Raw genomic sequence first — 15815 nt, forward strand, 5'->3', positions numbered from 1 at the left:
GTTCCGGCACGCGACGGGCGCCTTCGGGCGCCCGTTTTTTTGCACGCTGCCGGCAGGTAGCGGGAGACGCGGTATCAGAACGACGCGCAGGCCGGCACGAACGTGATGCCGACCGACTCCTGATGGAACCGCGCCGCGTACGCGTGCCGGATCGCGGTGAGCCGCGCGTGCGTGTCGGGCGTATCGTCGGCAATGATACGGATCACGAAACTCTGTTCCCGTGTGATGCTGCCGGTCGCGCGATCGCGCCATTGGCCGTGCGTGTCCCAGTACGTGAAGCCGTCGGGGAAACGCGGCGTGATGGTGTCGGCGAGGAACGCGGCGCGTTCCGCATCGGTGACGGGGCCGCGCCCCGCGATGTCGCGTCCGAACAGCAGGTCGGCCTGCAACATGCGGCTCGCGCCCGGCTGCGTGCAGGCCGGCTGCGCGCCGGCGACCGGCGAGGGCGGTGCCGCGCAACCGGCGAGCAGCGCAATCGCCGCGGCGGCGATCAGCGGCCGCGCGCGGCGCCGCCACATTGCAGCCCGTTGCGGCCGCATTTGCTCATTTCGCGTCCGACGACCTTCGTGCGCGCAAAACGCTGCGCGCTCAACCACTTGCGTGCTTGTTCGGCGGGTTATCAACAGGGCTGTCAACATAATCTGGGGATAACCCTAGGTCGGTTCGCCGGTGCCCGGCGTATGGTCAGTGCTGCAGTTGCGCGTGCGCGAGATGCATGCCGAGCGTGCCGGGGTCGGTGTTCGTGCCCGACAGCAGCACGCCGACGCGCTTGCCTTGCAGCGTTTCGCGCAGCGGGCCGAGCAGCGCGGCGAGCGCGGCAGCGCATGCCGGTTCGACCGACAGCTTCAGGTGCGAGAACAGGAACAGCATCGCGGCGCGCAGCGCGTCGTCGGACACGGTCACGATGCGGTCGACGTGGCGCCGGCACAGCTGGTAGCTGTATTCCTCGGTATGCGGCGCCATCAGCGAATCCGCGATCGTCTGCATCGCACTCATCTTGATCGTGTGATTCGCCGCGAAGCTGCGGCTCATCGCGTCGGCGCCTTCCGGCTCGACGCCGTACACGTGCACGCGCGGATTCGCGAGCCGCAGCGCGGTCGCCATGCCGGCCGCGAGCCCGCCGCCGCCGATCGGCACGATCACCGCGTCGAGGTCCGGCGTCTGCGTCGCCCATTCGTAGCCGAGCGTCGCGGTGCCGAGGATCGTGTGATAGCCGTTGAACGGATGGATGAAGAAGCGGCCTTCCTCGGCCTCGATCCGCCGCACGAGATCGAACGCCTGCGATGCGCTGCCGGCGAGCACGACTTCCGCGCGGTACTGCTTGCACTGCGCGATGCGCGACGGGCTCGCGGTATGGAACATCACGACCTTCGCGCTGCTGCCGAGCCGCATCGCCGCATACGCGACGGCCGCCGCATGATTGCCGGCCGACACGCAGGTGACGCCGGCATCCTTGCGTGCCTCGTCGAGCGCAAGCAGGTTCGTGAATGCGCCGCGCGCCTTGAAGCTGCCGCTTACCTGCAGCAGTTCGAACTTGAAGTTGACGTGCGTGCCCTCGAGGGACGGCAGGTCGGCGCGTTCGAACACGGGCGTGCGCGCGACCCAGGGCGATAACGCGAAATGCTGCGCGGCGATTTCGTCGAGCGTCGGAATCGGCTCGCCGTCGATCGTCGTATGGGCGGTGCCCTGTTGTTCAGTCGACATGACGTGGCGGGTGGCGGAGTGGGCCGGCCCGCACACGCGGGCCGGCGTGGCGGGAGGCAGTCAGTGCGCGTCGACCGACATGCTGCGGATGAACTTGCGCAGGAACTGCTCGCAGCCGGCGAGCTGCGCGAGCTCGACATATTCGTTCGGCTTGTGCGCCTGCTCGATGTTGCCGGGCCCGCACACGACGCTCGGGATTCCCGCGCGTTCGAACAGGCCGGCTTCGGTGCCGTACGCGACCTTGCGCTTGTCCTGGTCGGCCGTCAGCGCGCGCACGAGCTGCGTGATCGCGGCCTGTTCGGTCGCGTCGAGGCCGGGCGCCGCGGCGATCTTCGAGAACTCGATCGCGGCATTCGGATGCTCGCGAAGCATCTGCGGCAGCAGCGTTTCCTGCGCATACGCTTCGATGCGCGTGAAGATCTGCTCGGGATCGAGCGTCGGCAGGTTGCGGAACTCGAAGTCGAACCGGCATTCGGCCGGCACCGTGTTGATCGCGTTGCCGCCCTGGATCGTGCTCGTCTGCGCGGTCGTGAACGGCACGTCGTACAGCTCGTCGAACGGGCCTTCGGCGCGGAAGCGCTCGGCGATGTCGCGGATGTGACAGATGAGGCGCGCCGCGTACTCGATCGCGTTGAGCCCCTTCGGCGTCAGCGACGAATGCGCCGCGTGGCCGCGCACGCAGCAGCGGTACGCGTTGATGCCCTTGTGCGCGATGATCGGCCGCATGCTGGTCGGTTCGCCGACGATGCAGCCGGACGGCCGCACGCCGCGCTTGACGAGGTCGGCGATCATCAGCGGCGCGCCCGCGCAGCCGATTTCCTCGTCGTAGGAGAGCGCGAAATGGATCGGCTTCGCGAGCTTCGTCGCCTGCATTTCGGGCAACAGCGCGAGCGCCGTGCCGATGAAACCCTTCATGTCGCAGGTGCCGCGGCCGTACAGGCGGCCGTCGCGGATTTCCGGCGCAAACGGGTTGCTGTCCCACTGCTGGCCGTCGACCGGCACGACGTCGGTATGCCCGGACAGCACGATGCCGCCGTTCGTCGAGCCGTCGTGCGCGGGCACCGTCGCGAACAGGTTTGCCCAGCCTTCGCGCGGATCGTGCGTGATCGTCGAAACGATGCCTTTCGCGGCGAGCGCGTCGCGCACCGTTTCGATCAGGCCGAGATTCGGCACGCGGCTCGTCGTGTCCATCGACACCAGTTGCTTGACCCAGGGCAGGCTGACGAGCGATGCGTCGCCTTGGGTTGCGGCGGACGGCGCCGTCGCGTCGAGAGTGGACATGGCAAAACTCCGTCTGAGGAATGGGAAAATCATACTCAAAAACACGGCGGCCCGCCTGCGCCGGGCGCGGTGCGGTGCAGCATCGCCGCGGCCTTCAGCGCACCGCGGCGGCCGCTCCCTGCTTCGGCGCGAGCGCGCGCAGCGTTTCCTTGATCGTCGACACGCGGATCGCGAGATCGGGCGAGCGCGTCTCGATGCGCAGCTTGTCCTGGCCCGCGAGCTTGATGTGCCGGTGCTTCTGCACCATGTCGATGATCCGCATCGGATCGATCGGCGGATTCGGCTCGAACTGCAGCCCGATCGCGGCTTCGCTCGCGTCGATCTTCACAATGCCGAGCGGCTTCGCGGCGATGCGCAGCCGGTGCGTCTCGACGAGTGCGTGCGCCTGCGGCGGCAGCTTGCCGAAGCGGTCGATCAGTTCCTCCTGGATGCCGTCGATCGCGTCGCCGTGCTCGCAGTTCGCGAGACGCTTGTACAGCGACAGCCGCTCCTGCACGTCCGCGCAGTAGTCGGCCGGCAGGATCGCGGGCGCATGCAGGTTGATTTCCGTCGTTGCGGCGAGCGGCGCGGTGAGGTCGGGCTCCTTGCCGTTCTTCAGCGCCTTCACCGCGTCGTTCAGCATGTCCGTATAAAGCTGGAAGCCGATCTCGTGGATCTCGCCCGACTGCTTGTCGCCGAGCACTTCGCCGGTGCCGCGGATCTCGAGGTCGTGCATCGCGAGATAGAAGCCCGAGCCGAGTTCCTCCATCTGCTGGATCGCTTCCAGCCGGCGCTGCGCCTGCTTGGTCAGTGCCTGCGGATCGTGGACCAGCAGGTACGCATAGGCCTGGTGATGCGAGCGGCCGACACGGCCACGCAACTGGTGGAGCTGCGCGAGGCCGAACTTGTCCGAGCGATGCATGATGATCGTGTTCGCGCTCGGCACGTCGATGCCGGTCTCGATGATGGTCGTGCACAGCAGCACGTTTGCGCGCTGCGCGACGAAATCGCGCATCACGCGCTCGAGTTCGCGCTCGTGCATCTGGCCGTGCGCGATCACGATGCGCGCCTCGGGCACGAGTTCCTCGAGCATCGCCCTGCGGTTCTCGATCGTCTCGACCTCGTTGTGCAGGAAGTACACCTGGCCGCCGCGCTTCAGCTCGCGCAGCATCGCCTCGCGGATCACGCTTTCCTCCTCGCGGCGCACGAAGGTCTTGATCGCGAGCCGCTTCTGCGGCGCGGTCGCGATCACCGAGAAATCGCGCAGCCCTTCGAGCGCCATCCCGAGCGTGCGCGGAATCGGCGTCGCGGTGAGCGTCAGCACGTCGACTTCCGCGCGCAGCGCCTTCAGCGCTTCCTTCTGGCGCACGCCGAAGCGGTGTTCCTCGTCGATGATCACGAGGCCGAGCCGCTTGAACTGCACGTCCGACGACAGCAGCTTGTGCGTGCCGATCACGATGTCGACGCTGCCTTCGTTGATCTGCGCGATCGCCGCGTTGACTTCCTTCGCGGTCTTGAAGCGCGACAGCTCGACGATCCGCACGGGCCAGTCCGCGAAGCGGTCGACGAAGGTCTGCGTGTGCTGCTCGGCGAGCAGCGTGGTCGGCGACAGCAGCGCGACCTGCTTGCCGCCCATCACCGCGATGAACGCGGCGCGCAGCGCGACCTCGGTCTTGCCGAAGCCGACGTCGCCGCATACGAGGCGATCCATCGGCTTGCCGCTCGTCATGTCGCCGATCACGGCCGCGATCGCGGCGGCCTGGTCGGGCGTCTCCTCGAAGCCGAAGCTTTCCGCGAATTTCACGTAGTCGCGCGGGTCGAGCGCGAACGCGTGGCCCTCGCGGGCCGCGCGGCGCGCGTACAGGTTCAGCAGCTCGGCGGCCGTATCGCGGATCTGCTGCGCGGCCTTGCGCTTCGCGCGCTCCCACTGGCCGGAGCCGAGCGCGTGCAGCGGCGCGCTGTCGGGATCGGCGCCGCTGTAGCGCGAGATCACGTGCAATTGCGCGACGGGCACGTAGAGCTTGCTGTCACCCGAGTATTCGAGATGCAGGAATTCGGTCTCGCCTTCGCCGAGATCCATCGACACGAGGCCCATGTAGCGGCCGATGCCGTGCTGCGCATGGACGACCGGGTCGCCGACCTTCAGCTCCGACAGGTCGCGCACCATCGCGTCGACGTTGCTGGCTTGTTCCTGCCGGCGGCGGCCCGCGCGGCGGCCGAGCGCGCCGTACAGCTCGGTTTCGGTGACGATCGCGTAGCCTTCGCCCGGCACCGCAAAGCCGTTCGCGAGCGGCGCGACGCCGAGCGCGAAGCGTTCGTCGCTCGCGAGCCAGCCGGCGAAGTGGTCGTTCGACACCGGTCGCAGATGGTGCTCGGCGAGCAACTGCAGGATCGTCTCGCGGCGGCCGGCCGATTCGACGGTCAGCAGCACGCGCTTGCCCGACGATTCGACGAACGTACGCAGCGACGCGAGCGGATCGTCGGAATGCCGGTCGACGGTGAGCTCGGGCAGCGCGGTCGCCCAGCCGCCGGCCGGTTGCGCGGGCAGCACGACGCGCGCGAACGGCTTCGCGAACGCGAAGAAATCCTCGTCGGACAGGAACAGGCGCTGCGGTTCCAGGATCGGCCGCTCGCGGTCGTGCGACAGGAACGCGTGGCGCTGCTTCGTATCGGCCGTGAAGCGGCGGATCGAGGCTTCGAGATCGCCGGTGAACACGAGGTGCGCGTCCTGCGGCAGGTAGTGGAACAGCGTGGCCGTTTCGTCGAAGAACAGCGGCAGGTAATACTCGATGCCGGCCGACGGCACGCCGTTGCCGATGTCCTTGTAGATCGGCGCGCGGCTCGGGTCGCCTTCGAAGGTCTCGCGCCAGCGGCTGCGGAAGGCCGTGCGCGCGGCTTCGTCGAACGGGAACTCGCGGCCGGGCAAGAGGCGCACGTCGCGTACCGGGTAGAGGCTGCGCTGCGTGTCGGGGTCGAACGCGCGGATCGAGTCGACCTGGTCGTCGAACAGGTCGATCCGGTACGGCAGCGGCGAGCCCATCGGGTACAGGTCGATCAGCGAGCCGCGCACGCAGTATTCGCCGGGCCGCACCACCTGGCTCACGTGCTCGTAGCCGGCCAGCGTGAGCTGCGCCTTCAGCTTCGCCTCGTCGAGCCGTTCGCCCTGCGCGAACGCGAACGTGTACGCGGCCATGAACGACGCGGGCGGCATCCGGTACAGCGCGGTGGTCGCGGGCACGAGCAGGATGTCGCAGCGGCCTTCGCCGAGATCGTGCAGCGTCGCGAGCCGCTCGGACACGAGGTCCTGGTGCGGCGAGAACGTGTCGTACGGCAGCGTTTCCCAGTCCGGCAGCAGGCGCACGCGCGCATCGGGCGAGAAGTAGCGGATTTCTTGCGAGAGCCGCTGCGCGTCGACCGCGTTCGCGCAGATCACTGCGAGGAGCGGCACGTCCCGGCGGTTGTCGGCGAGATAACGGGCGATGGCGAGCGCGTCGGCGGAACCGTGCGCGCCGTCGAAGGCAAAGCGCTGGCCGGGTTTGACGCGGGCAACGGGCGAGGCGGACAGGGTGGAATCGTTATCTGGCATAGGGACGGCAGGGGTTGCGTGCACGGGCGCATCGCGGTGCGCCGGTCGAGACGAAAGACCTATTATAAAATCCGCTTCTCGATTTCATCTTTCCGGCGTTTCCTTTCGTGACTCCCCGACTTTTCGCCCTGATTCCCTGTGCCGGCACGGGCAGCCGCTCCGGTTCGGCCGTGCCGAAGCAATATCGCACGCTGGCCGGCCGCGCGCTCCTGCATTACACGCTCGCCGCGTTCGACGCGTGCAGCGAATTCGCGCAGACGCTCGTCGTTCTCGCGCCCGACGATTCCCATTTCGACGCGCGCCGCTTCGCGGGCCTGCGCTTCGCGGTGCGCCGCTGCGGCGGCGGTTCGCGGCAGGCGTCGGTGCTGAACGGGCTGCTCGGGCTGGCCGAATTCGGTGCAACCGACCACGATTGGGTGCTCGTGCACGACGCCGCGCGCCCGGGCATCACGCCGGAGCTGATCCGCACGCTCGTCGCGACGCTGAAGGACGACCCGGTCGGCGGCATCGTCGCACTGCCGGTGGCCGATACGCTCAAGCGCGTGCCGGCCGGCGGCGACGCGATCGCGCGCACCGAGTCGCGCGACGCACTGTGGCAGGCGCAGACGCCGCAGATGTTCCGCATCGGCATGCTGCGCGACGCGATCCTGCGCGCGCAGCGCGAAGGGCACGACCTGACCGACGAAGCGAGCGCGATCGAATGGGCGGGCCACACGCCGCGCGTCGTGCAGGGCAGCCTGCGCAACTTCAAGGTCACGTATCCGGAAGATTTCGCGCTCGCGGAAGCGATTCTCGCGCGCTCCGCGAACGCTTCCTGACTTTCACCCCCTCTCAATCGGAACACGCATGGATTTCAGAATCGGACAAGGCTACGACGTGCACCAGCTCGTCCCGGGGCGCCCCCTCATCATCGGCGGCGTGACGATTCCGTATGAGCGCGGCCTGCTCGGCCACTCGGACGCGGACGTGCTGCTGCACGCGATCACCGACGCGCTGTTCGGCGCGGCGGCGCTCGGCGACATCGGCCGCCATTTCTCCGACACCGACGTGGCGTTCAAGGGCGCGGACAGCCGCGTGCTGCTGCGCGAGTGCGTCGCCCGCGTGAAGGCGGCCGGTTTCACGATCCAGAACGTCGACAGCACCGTGATCGCGCAGGCGCCGAAGCTCGCGCCGCATATCGACGGGATGCGCGCGAACATCGCGGCCGATCTCGGGCTGCCGCTCGACCGCGTGAACGTGAAGGCGAAGACCAACGAGAAGCTCGGCTATCTCGGCCGCGGCGAGGGCATCGAGGCGCAGGCCGCCGCGCTGCTGGTCAGGCAGGGCGGCTGACGCCGGTTGTGGCGACGCGGGGTTCGCTCCGCGCGCGGTGCTGCGGAAATGAAAAATGCCACGCATCAGCGTGGCATTTTCGTTTGGAGCGGCCGCTGCTCCGGCACGGCTGCCGGTCGCGCGGCGAAACCGCTCATGCAGCCATTTACTCGCCTTCGGCGGCGATCACCTGCGCGGCGGCGTTGATCACCGACGCGATGCGGCCGACGTCGCGCAGCTGCGTGACGGTCATCCCTTGCTCGTTCTTCAGCAGCGCATAGTGCGACTTCACGCAGAAGTGGCACTTGCCGACGATCGACGCGGCGAGCGCATACATCTCGAACTTGCGCTTGTCGACGCCGCCGTGCGTCGCATACGCACCCATCCGCAGCTCGGCGCGCTGCGTCTTCAGGTCGGCGTCGTCGGCCATCTCGACATACGGATACCAGGTGTTGTTCATCCCCATCAGCGCGGCTGCCGTCAGCACGGCGTTCGTCTCTTCGGGCGACAGCACGCCGGCTTCGCGGATCGTCTTCACGAGCACCGTGCTCTTCGCCGCGATCGCGGCCGCCAGCGCGACGCCGACCGCATCGGTGCCCTCGAGCGACGAGCGCGAGATCGTACCGTCGAGGTTCAGGCGAATGTCCTTCGCGTAGTCGGGAATACGTGCCTTAATCGAATCGATGAATTCCATTGATATCTCCTATGGGTTGGCCGTTAAAAAAGCCCGCAGGCAGGACGTGCGCCGCGGGCTTCGTGCATCGATGCGCTTACAGCGTTGCGCCGCCGACTGCACGGTTGCACGGGCACAGTTCGTCCGTTTGCAGGCCGTCCAGAATGCGCAGGACTTCTTCCGGGCTGCGGCCGACGTTCAGGTTGTTCACCGAAACGTGCTGGATCGTGTTGTCCGGATCGACGATGAACGTTGCACGCAGGGCCACGCCGGCTTCCTTGTCGCGCACGCCGAGCTGGTCGATCAGCTCGCCCTTGACGTCGCCGAACGAGTAGTGGTTCAGCTTGTCGAGGTCCTTGTGCTCACGGCGCCATGCGAGCTTGACGAATTCGTTGTCCGAGCTGCCGCCGAGCAGGATGGCATCGCGCTCTTCGAACTGCTTCGTCAGCTTCGCGAACTCGACGATTTCCGTCGGGCACACGAACGTGAAATCCTTCGGATAGAAGTAGATGATCTTCCACTTGCCCGGGAACGACGCTTCGGTGACGGTCTCGAACGCCGACTGGCCGTTTTCCTCGTGATTGTTGAAGCCCGGCTTCGCGGCTACGACGGTGAAAGCTTCGAGTTTATCGCCCACGGTTTTCATGCGGATACTCCTGTATGAGTTGGGAAGAAGGCTGAGTCAAGCTACCTCGGTGCTGCAACGATGGTGTGACAGCATGCGGCAAACTATAACACTATTAATAAAGTGCTTCAATAGATTTTGACTAACGATCTCCATAGTTTTTTTCAACCGGATCGATAGTGTGGGGCGCAAGAAGCGTGCGCGAGCGCGTCACGCGGTCGCACGCGCCTTGCCGGCGCCGGGGAACTCGAGCGTGACTTCGAGGCCCGCATCGGGGTTGCGGTTGCGCAGGCGCAGCGCGCCGCGATAGCGGCCGACCAGCCGCAGCACGATCGCCATCCCGAGGCCCGTGCCATCCGCCTTGGTGCGCGCGGTGTCGACGCGATAGAACGGCCGCATCACAAGCGGCAGCTGATCTTCGGGGATGCCGGGGCCTTCGTCGCTCACCGACAGTTCGACGCGCGCGTGCGATATGCGCGTCTCTAGCGTGATGCGCGAGATGCCGTCCTGCTTGCTCTGGCCGTACTTGCGTGCGTTCTCGACGAGGTTGCCGATCACGCGGCGCATGTCGGTCTCGTCGGCTTCGATGACCGCGCTCGGCGCGAGCCGCGTGCGGATCTCGACGCCGTCCTCGCTCGCTATGCGCGCGGCGACTTCCTGCGCGATCGACGACAGGTCGACGGGCTCGGGCTTGCGCTGCGACGGGCGCGCGTAGTCGATGAAGGCGGCGATGATGCGGTCCATCTGCTCGATGTCGTCGACCATCGCGTCCTTGGTCGCCTGGTCGGACGGGCTCATCTCGGTTTCGAGGCGCAGCCGCGCGAGCGGCGTGCGCAGGTCGTGCGAGATGCCCGCGAGCATCAGCGCGCGGTCGGCCTCGAGCTGTTCGAGGTCGCGCACCATCTGGTTGAAGCTGCGATTGGTATCGGCCGCGACGCCCATCCCGCGCTCGGGCAGCGGCTCGGGCGCCTGGCCCGAGCCGACCTGGCGCGCGGCGAGCGCGAGCCGCGAGAACGGCCGGTTCACCAGGCTCGTGATGAACGCGGAGCCGAACAGCGACAGCGCGAGCGCGAACAGCCCCCAGCCGGCCCACTGCAGCCCGGTGACGTTGTCGAGCTGGTCGCGATCGAGCGCGACCCAGTAATCGTCGTCGTCGATCTTGAAGCTGATCCACACGCCGGGAATGTCGTTGACCGACTGCGCGATCACGGTATCGTCGCCGAGGCGGCTGCGGATGTCGTGCTCGATCAGGCGGTTCAGCGATTCGTCGGGCTGCAGCTTGAACTTGTCGGTTTTCTCGCGTGGGTAAACGCGCACGCCCTCGTTGCTCTCGAGATCCTGCAGCAGCGCGCGCCGCAGATCGGGATCGGAATAGAGCAGGGCGGTGCGCGTGAGCTTCACGACCGCGACGAGCTGCAGCGCGACGCGCTGCGCCCGCGGCTCGCGCTCGATCACGCGAAAGCTCTGGAACCACGCGGCGAGACTGACCGAGATCAGCAGCGCGATCAGCAGGAAGGTGCGCCAGAACAGCCCGCCGAACGCGAGCTGCAGGAGGCGCCGGTCAATACGCATGGGACGGGCCGTGGGCGGGCGAAACCGGAAAAGAAAAAATCAGGCCGCGCCGTCCGGAATGAACACGTAGCCGAGGCCCCAGACGGTCTGGATGAAACGCGGGCTGCCCGGATCCGGCTCGATCAGCTTGCGCAGGCGCGAGATCTGCACGTCGAGGCTGCGGTCGAACACTTCGTATTCACGGCCGCGCGCGAGCTCCATCAGCTTCTCGCGCGACAGCGGCTGGCGCGGATGACGCGCGAACACCTTCAGCACCGAGAACTCGCCGGTCGTCAGCGGAATTTCCTGGCCGGACTTCGTCAGCGTGCGCGTCGCGAGGTTCAGCGAGAACTCGCCGAACTCGAACACCTCGGTCGTTTCGGACGGTGCGCCCGGCAGTTCGGCCGGCGCCTGGCGGCGCAGCACCGCGTGAATGCGCGCGACGAGCTCGCGCGGGTTGAACGGCTTCGGCAGGTAATCGTCGGCGCCCATCTCGAGGCCGACGATGCGATCGACGTCCTCGCCCTTCGCGGTGAGCATGATGATCGGCGTGCGGTCGTTGCTGCCGCGCAGGCGGCGGCAGATCGACAGGCCGTCTTCGCCCGGCAGCATCAGGTCGAGCACGAGCAGGTCGAAGCGCTCGCGTACCCAGAGCTTGTTCATCGCGGTCGCGTTTTCCGCGACATATACGTTGAAACCCTGCTCGCCGAGATAGCGGCGCAGCAGATCGCGCAGGCGTGGGTCGTCGTCGACGACGAGAATCTTGGAGGGGTTTTTCGTTTCCATGATCGGCATCTTATCGCGAATGGGAATTGGCGCACGGCCGCGAATTTTCACGCGTTACAGTCGGTTACAAAATTTACCCGTAGTGTCGCACCGAGTAAAGGCAGGCTATAGAGATTCCTTTACTCGAAGCCGAAGTTCGGTAGATACTCCCCTGCATTCCATCTTTCATCTTTGCACACCCGAATTCCGCAGGGTTTTTCAAGTACCAGAGGTAGCCGGTTGCCGCGTGACGAAGGGAACAAATCGACCAAAGAAGCGAGGACGGTCATGCGATCTGCCCGGATTGCACTGATGCTGACGATCGCGCTTGCCGGTCCATATGCGTCGAACTTCGCGTATGCGCAGCGCCCCGAGCAGGGTGCGCCGTCGCGCAAGCTGCCGCGCGGCAAAACGCAGCAGCCCGATCGTACCGCCGAGACGACGGTCCGTTCCGCGGTGCCTCCCGATCTCGAACAGCGCCGCCGCGACGGGCACATGACGCCCGAGGAGCGCCACCTTTTGCGCCAGCACATCGAAGACGCCGTTCGCGAGTTGTACAAGCGCTGACGCGTGCCGTCCTCGACCTGCGCGGAACACGCCGCGCCGAAAAAATTCGTAGCACTTTTTCCGTCAACTTTCGCCTGCCGATTGCCGTTGTACCGGCATCCGCACCGCCGGTGCGTTCCGGGAGTCCATGACGATGAAAGCGAACGCTGCCGCACCGGTGCCGCCGCCCGCCATGCAGTCGGCGCTCGACGCCGACGATGCGCTGTTTTTCCTGAGCCGCACCGGTTTCTCTCCCGCGCCCGCCGACGTCGCGCGCATCGTCGGCATGACGCGCGCGCAGGTCGTGGCCGACACGCTCGGCAACGTTCGCCGCGAACCCGTCACGGCGTGGCCCGACTGGATCGCCGAGCTGCCGCCGACGCGCGCGCAGCGTCAGGCGCTGACCCCCGACATGCGGCGCGACGAGCAGCGCGAGCGCGATCGCCGCTACGAGGCGTTGCGCGCGGCGTGGGTCAACGAGATGGTCGTGACGCCGTCGCCGCTGACCGAACGCATGACGCTGTTCTGGCACGGGCACTTCACGTCGGGGCAGGACAAGGTGCCTTATCCGCAAACGATGGCCGCGCAGAACGCGCTCTTTCGCCGCGAGGCGCTCGGCAACTTCGGCACGCTGCTGCACGCGGTCGCGAAGGATCCGGCGATGCTGCAGTATCTCGAGGGCGCGAGCAATCGCAAGGGTCGCCCGAACGAGAATTTCGCGCGCGAGGCGATGGAGCTGTTTACGCTCGGAGAAGGGCATTACACGCAGTACGACGTGACCGAAGCCGCGCGTGCGATGACGGGCTGGACGATCGATCCCGATACGCTGCGCTTCGACGTGCGGCCCGAATGGCACGATGCGGGCGACAAGACGATTCTAGGTGAGACGGGGCCGTTCGACGGCGACGGCTTCGTCGACATCCTGCTGAAGCGGCCCGGCACCGCGCGCTTCATCGTCGGCAAGCTGTGGCGCGAGTTCGTGTCCGATACGCCCGACCCGGGCGCGCTCGATCTCGTGGCCGAGCGGTTTCGCGCGAGCGGCTACGACATTCGCACGGCGCTTGCCGCGCTGTGGTCGACCGATGCATTCTGGGATCCGCGCAACCGCGGCGTGCTGGTCAAATCGCCGGCCGAGTTCGTCGTCGGGTCGGTGCGGCTGTTCGACGTCGCGTACGGCGATCCGCAGATGCTCGCGAACACCGTGCGCACGCTCGGGCAGAACCTGTTCTATCCGCCGAACGTGAAGGGCTGGCCGGGCGGCGCGCTGTGGATCAACAGCACCACGCTGCTCGCGCGCAAGCAGTTCGTCGAGCAGCTGTTCCGCGCGACGGAGACGGCCGGCATGCGGCCGCCGGCGCATCCGATGGCGCCGCCGCCGAACGCGCGTGCGCAAGCGATGCCGGTGGCCGACACGGCGTCCGCAGCCGGCATGCGCCGCGCGCCGGCCAAGCCCGCGCGCGGCGGCCTGCGTTTCGATCTCGAACGCTGGCTAGCGCAATATCGTGCGCGGCCGCAGGCGATCGCGGGATTGTCGACCGAGCTTCAGCTCCAGCACGCGGTGCTGCCGGTGTCGCCGGTCGCGGCGATCGACACGGATTCGACCGGCAGCGCGTATCTCGAAGCGCTGCTGATGGATCCGGCCTATCAACTGAAATGATGCAAACGACGACGAATCGGAGCGCCGGTGCGGCAAAAGTGCCGGGCGGCGAACCAAAGGATGCGCGATGAACCGACGTGATTTTCTGACGCTGACGGGGGCCGCTGCCGCGGCGGGCGTGTCGATGTGGCAGCCGCCCGCGCTGGCGGCCTCGGTGGCGCCGGCCGGCCGGCAACCGGCGGCCGGGTATGCGAACGTGCTGATCCTCGTCGAGCTGAAGGGCGGCAACGACGGCCTCAACACGGTGGTGCCGTATGCGGATCCGCTGTACTACCAGTTCCGGCGCAGCATCGGCATCAAGCGCGAGCAGGTGCTGCAGCTCGACGCGCACACCGGGCTGCACCCGTCGCTTGCACCGCTGATGCCGCTGTGGCGCGACGGGCAGGTCGCGGTCGTGCAGGGCGTCGGCTATCCGCAGCCGAACCTGTCGCATTTCCGCTCGATCGAGATCTGGGATACGGCGTCGCGTTCGGACCAGTACCTGCACGAAGGCTGGCTCACGCGCACGTTTGCGCAGGCGCCGGTGCCGCCCGGTTTCGCGGCGGACGGCGTCGTGCTCGGCAGCGCCGAGATGGGGCCGCTCGCAAACGGCGCGCGCGCGATCGCGCTCGTCAATCCCGCGCAGTTCATCCGTGCGGCCCGGCTCGCCGAACCGTCGTCGCTGCGCGAGCAGAACCCGGCGCTTGCGCACATCATCGACGTCGAGAACGACATCGTGAAGGCAGCCGACCGGCTGCGCCCGCGCGGCGGGATGCGTGAATTCAGGACGGCGTTTCCGGCCGGCGCGTTCGGCACGTCGGTCAAGACCGCGATGCAGGTGCTGGCCGCGTGCGAAGCGTCCGGGCCCGGTGCGCAGGATGGCGTCGCGGTGCTGCGCCTGACGCTCAACGGCTTCGACACGCACCAGAACCAGCCGGGGCAGCAGGCCGCGCTGCTCAAGCAGTTCGCGGAAGGGATGAGCGCGATGCGCGGTGCGCTGATCGAACTCGGGCGCTGGAACCAGACGCTCGTGATGACGTATGCGGAATTCGGGCGGCGCGTGCGCGAGAACCAGAGCAACGGCACCGATCACGGCACGGCCGCGCCGCATTTCGTGATGGGCGGCCGCGTGGCGGGCGGCCTGTACGGCGCGCCGCCGGCGCTTGGGCGGCTCGACGGCAACGGCAACCTGCCGGTCGCGGTCGATTTCCGCCAGCTCTACGCGACCGTACTCGGGCCGTGGTGGGGGCTCGACGCGACGCGCGTGCTGCAGCAGCGCTTCGACACGCTGCCGTTGTTGAAGGCGTGATGCGTCAGGTTCAGCGCCGGCGTGCGGCGCGCCACGCGATCCACAGCTTGCGGATCGGCGTCAGCGCGATGCGCTGGTGCAGCACCTGGTAGCCGTCGCGCTCGATTTCGTCGAGCAGCGCGCCGGCCAATGCGATCTGCGCGCGCAGCGTGCGCTGCGCGCGGCGTTCGGGGGCGGGGATCGCTGCATCGGCGGCCGCGAGCGCTTCGCGCGCACGAGCGGTCTGGAATTGCAGCAACTCGGTGAAGGCCGGGCTGTAGCGGCGGTTCAGCAGATCGGCCGCGGTCACGTTGTAGCGCTGCAGTTCGTCGATCGGCAGGTAGATGCGGCCGTGGCGCGCGTCGTTGCCGAGTTCCTGCACGAATTGCGCGAGCATCAGCGCGCGGCCGGCGTCCGCGGCCCACGGCTGCGGGTCGGCCGGGTTCGCGGCGCTGGCGCGCGCGACCAGCGACGCGAAGGTGCCGCCGACCTGCGCGATATAGCGCTGCAGGTTCGCGAAATCGAGGTAGCGCGCCTGTTCGAGGTCCATCCCGTAACCGTTGACGAGCGTACGCAACGCGTCGGCCTCGGCGGCGATCGCCGGATGATGCTGCGCAAGCGCCTTCGTGACGGGGTGCGACGGCTGAGCGTCGGCCAGCGCCGCGAGTTCCTTGTGCCACCACGCGAGCTTCGTGTGTCCGACGGTCGGGTCACTGGTTTCCTTGACGGTTTCCTCGAGTTCGCGGCGCAGCGCGAACAGCGCCGTTAGACGCGGCTGCGTGGCGAGCGGCGCCTGACGCAACGCGTAGTAGACGCTGGAGCCCGCGGGGGCGGCCTTTTGCTGACAGTAGTCGTCGAAGTTCACGGGCG

General features: G+C 67.5%; 14 protein-coding genes. 5 read left to right on the top strand and 9 right to left on the bottom strand.

The genetic code is table 11. The features are described from left to right. Positions 1-74: 74 nt before the first annotated feature. The 4 genes from DM992_RS10770 to mfd form a co-directional block, all read right to left on the bottom strand. Entirely contained in the window at positions 75-539 is a 465-nt protein-coding gene (locus tag DM992_RS10770) for a DUF3574 domain-containing protein (RefSeq protein ID WP_239511266.1), read from the bottom strand. A gap of 145 nt (positions 540-684) precedes the next feature. Continuing rightward, complete coding sequence (locus DM992_RS10775) at positions 685-1704, bottom strand: threonine/serine dehydratase (protein WP_111016790.1); 1020 nt, start codon at positions 1702-1704, stop codon at positions 685-687. Positions 1705-1764: 60 nt separating this feature from the next. Then, on the bottom strand, positions 1765-2985 hold the full coding sequence (argE, locus tag DM992_RS10780) for an acetylornithine deacetylase (protein WP_111016791.1): 1221 nt from the start codon (positions 2983-2985) through the stop codon (positions 1765-1767). Between the two features lie 94 nt (positions 2986-3079). Continuing rightward, complete coding sequence (gene mfd, locus DM992_RS10785) at positions 3080-6550, bottom strand: transcription-repair coupling factor (protein WP_111016792.1); 3471 nt, start codon at positions 6548-6550, stop codon at positions 3080-3082. Positions 6551-6657: 107 nt separating this feature from the next. Here mfd and ispD point away from each other — a divergent pair, with 107 nt between their 5' ends. Together ispD and ispF are read left to right on the top strand one after the other, a co-directional pair. Continuing rightward, on the top strand, positions 6658-7368 hold the full coding sequence (gene ispD, locus DM992_RS10790; RefSeq protein ID WP_111016793.1) for a 2-C-methyl-D-erythritol 4-phosphate cytidylyltransferase: 711 nt from the start codon (positions 6658-6660) through the stop codon (positions 7366-7368). Between the two features lie 28 nt (positions 7369-7396). Then, positions 7397-7882 carry a 2-C-methyl-D-erythritol 2,4-cyclodiphosphate synthase gene (gene ispF, locus DM992_RS10795; protein WP_111016794.1) on the top strand — a complete coding sequence of 162 codons (486 nt, stop codon included), beginning with the start codon at positions 7397-7399 and terminating at the stop codon, positions 7880-7882. Between the two features lie 145 nt (positions 7883-8027). Here ispF and DM992_RS10800 read toward each other — a convergent pair whose 3' ends face one another. The 4 genes from DM992_RS10800 to ompR form a co-directional block, all read right to left on the bottom strand. Continuing rightward, complete coding sequence (locus tag DM992_RS10800; protein ID WP_006478562.1) at positions 8028-8555, bottom strand: carboxymuconolactone decarboxylase family protein; 528 nt, start codon at positions 8553-8555, stop codon at positions 8028-8030. A gap of 76 nt (positions 8556-8631) precedes the next feature. Continuing rightward, positions 8632-9180 carry a peroxiredoxin gene (locus DM992_RS10805; protein WP_034181176.1) on the bottom strand — a complete coding sequence of 183 codons (549 nt, stop codon included), beginning with the start codon at positions 9178-9180 and terminating at the stop codon, positions 8632-8634. A gap of 189 nt (positions 9181-9369) precedes the next feature. Continuing rightward, positions 9370-10731, bottom strand: a complete 1362-nt coding sequence (locus DM992_RS10810; protein ID WP_111016795.1) for an ATP-binding protein — start codon at positions 10729-10731, stop codon at positions 9370-9372. 39 nt (positions 10732-10770) lie between these two features. Next, positions 10771-11496: a two-component system response regulator OmpR gene (ompR, locus tag DM992_RS10815; RefSeq protein ID WP_004199523.1), complete on the bottom strand. Its 726-nt coding sequence runs from the start codon at positions 11494-11496 to the stop codon at positions 10771-10773. Between the two features lie 267 nt (positions 11497-11763). Between ompR and DM992_RS10825 the strand changes: the two genes are divergently transcribed. The 3 genes from DM992_RS10825 to DM992_RS10835 all read left to right on the top strand — a co-directional run bounded on the left by DM992_RS10825 (position 11764) and on the right by DM992_RS10835 (position 14966). Continuing rightward, positions 11764-12042 (top strand): hypothetical protein, encoded by a 279-nt coding sequence (locus DM992_RS10825; protein ID WP_111016796.1) that lies wholly within the window; start codon positions 11764-11766, stop codon positions 12040-12042. Positions 12043-12175: 133 nt separating this feature from the next. Then, positions 12176-13678, top strand: coding sequence for a DUF1800 domain-containing protein (locus DM992_RS10830; protein WP_111017883.1), 1503 nt, complete (start codon positions 12176-12178; stop codon positions 13676-13678). 67 nt (positions 13679-13745) lie between these two features. Next, on the top strand, positions 13746-14966 hold the full coding sequence (locus DM992_RS10835; RefSeq protein ID WP_111016797.1) for a DUF1501 domain-containing protein: 1221 nt from the start codon (positions 13746-13748) through the stop codon (positions 14964-14966). Between the two features lie 10 nt (positions 14967-14976). On the opposite strand, the gene hpnD is transcribed toward DM992_RS10835, so the two are convergent. Further along, on the bottom strand, positions 14977-15810 hold the full coding sequence (gene hpnD / locus DM992_RS10840) for a presqualene diphosphate synthase HpnD (RefSeq protein ID WP_111016798.1): 834 nt from the start codon (positions 15808-15810) through the stop codon (positions 14977-14979). Positions 15811-15815 lie beyond the last annotated feature (5 nt).

It is taken from the genome of Burkholderia sp. JP2-270, assembly GCF_003233675.1.
Taxonomy (GTDB): domain Bacteria; phylum Pseudomonadota; class Gammaproteobacteria; order Burkholderiales; family Burkholderiaceae; genus Burkholderia; species Burkholderia pyrrocinia_C.

What these genes read in the sequence shown, in the direction of transcription:
- DM992_RS10800 (WP_006478562.1), bottom strand. Translation starts at nt 8,555, where the DNA reads ATGGAATTCATCGATTCGATTAAGGCACGTATTCCCGACTACGCGAAG.
- argE (WP_111016791.1), bottom strand. Translation starts at nt 2,985, where the DNA reads ATGTCCACTCTCGACGCGACGGCGCCGTCCGCCGCAACCCAAGGCGAC.
- DM992_RS10805 (WP_034181176.1), bottom strand. Translation starts at nt 9,180, where the DNA reads ATGAAAACCGTGGGCGATAAACTCGAAGCTTTCACCGTCGTAGCCGCG.
- DM992_RS10770 (WP_239511266.1), bottom strand. Translation starts at nt 539, where the DNA reads ATGCGGCCGCAACGGGCTGCAATGTGGCGGCGCCGCGCGCGGCCGCTG.
- DM992_RS10810 (WP_111016795.1), bottom strand. Translation starts at nt 10,731, where the DNA reads ATGCGTATTGACCGGCGCCTCCTGCAGCTCGCGTTCGGCGGGCTGTTC.
- ispF (WP_111016794.1), top strand. Translation starts at nt 7,397, where the DNA reads ATGGATTTCAGAATCGGACAAGGCTACGACGTGCACCAGCTCGTCCCG.
- DM992_RS10825 (WP_111016796.1), top strand. Translation starts at nt 11,764, where the DNA reads ATGCGATCTGCCCGGATTGCACTGATGCTGACGATCGCGCTTGCCGGT.
- ompR (WP_004199523.1), bottom strand. Translation starts at nt 11,496, where the DNA reads ATGGAAACGAAAAACCCCTCCAAGATTCTCGTCGTCGACGACGACCCA.
- DM992_RS10775 (WP_111016790.1), bottom strand. Translation starts at nt 1,704, where the DNA reads ATGTCGACTGAACAACAGGGCACCGCCCATACGACGATCGACGGCGAG.
- DM992_RS10830 (WP_111017883.1), top strand. Translation starts at nt 12,176, where the DNA reads ATGAAAGCGAACGCTGCCGCACCGGTGCCGCCGCCCGCCATGCAGTCG.
- DM992_RS10835 (WP_111016797.1), top strand. Translation starts at nt 13,746, where the DNA reads ATGAACCGACGTGATTTTCTGACGCTGACGGGGGCCGCTGCCGCGGCG.
- mfd (WP_111016792.1), bottom strand. Translation starts at nt 6,550, where the DNA reads ATGCCAGATAACGATTCCACCCTGTCCGCCTCGCCCGTTGCCCGCGTC.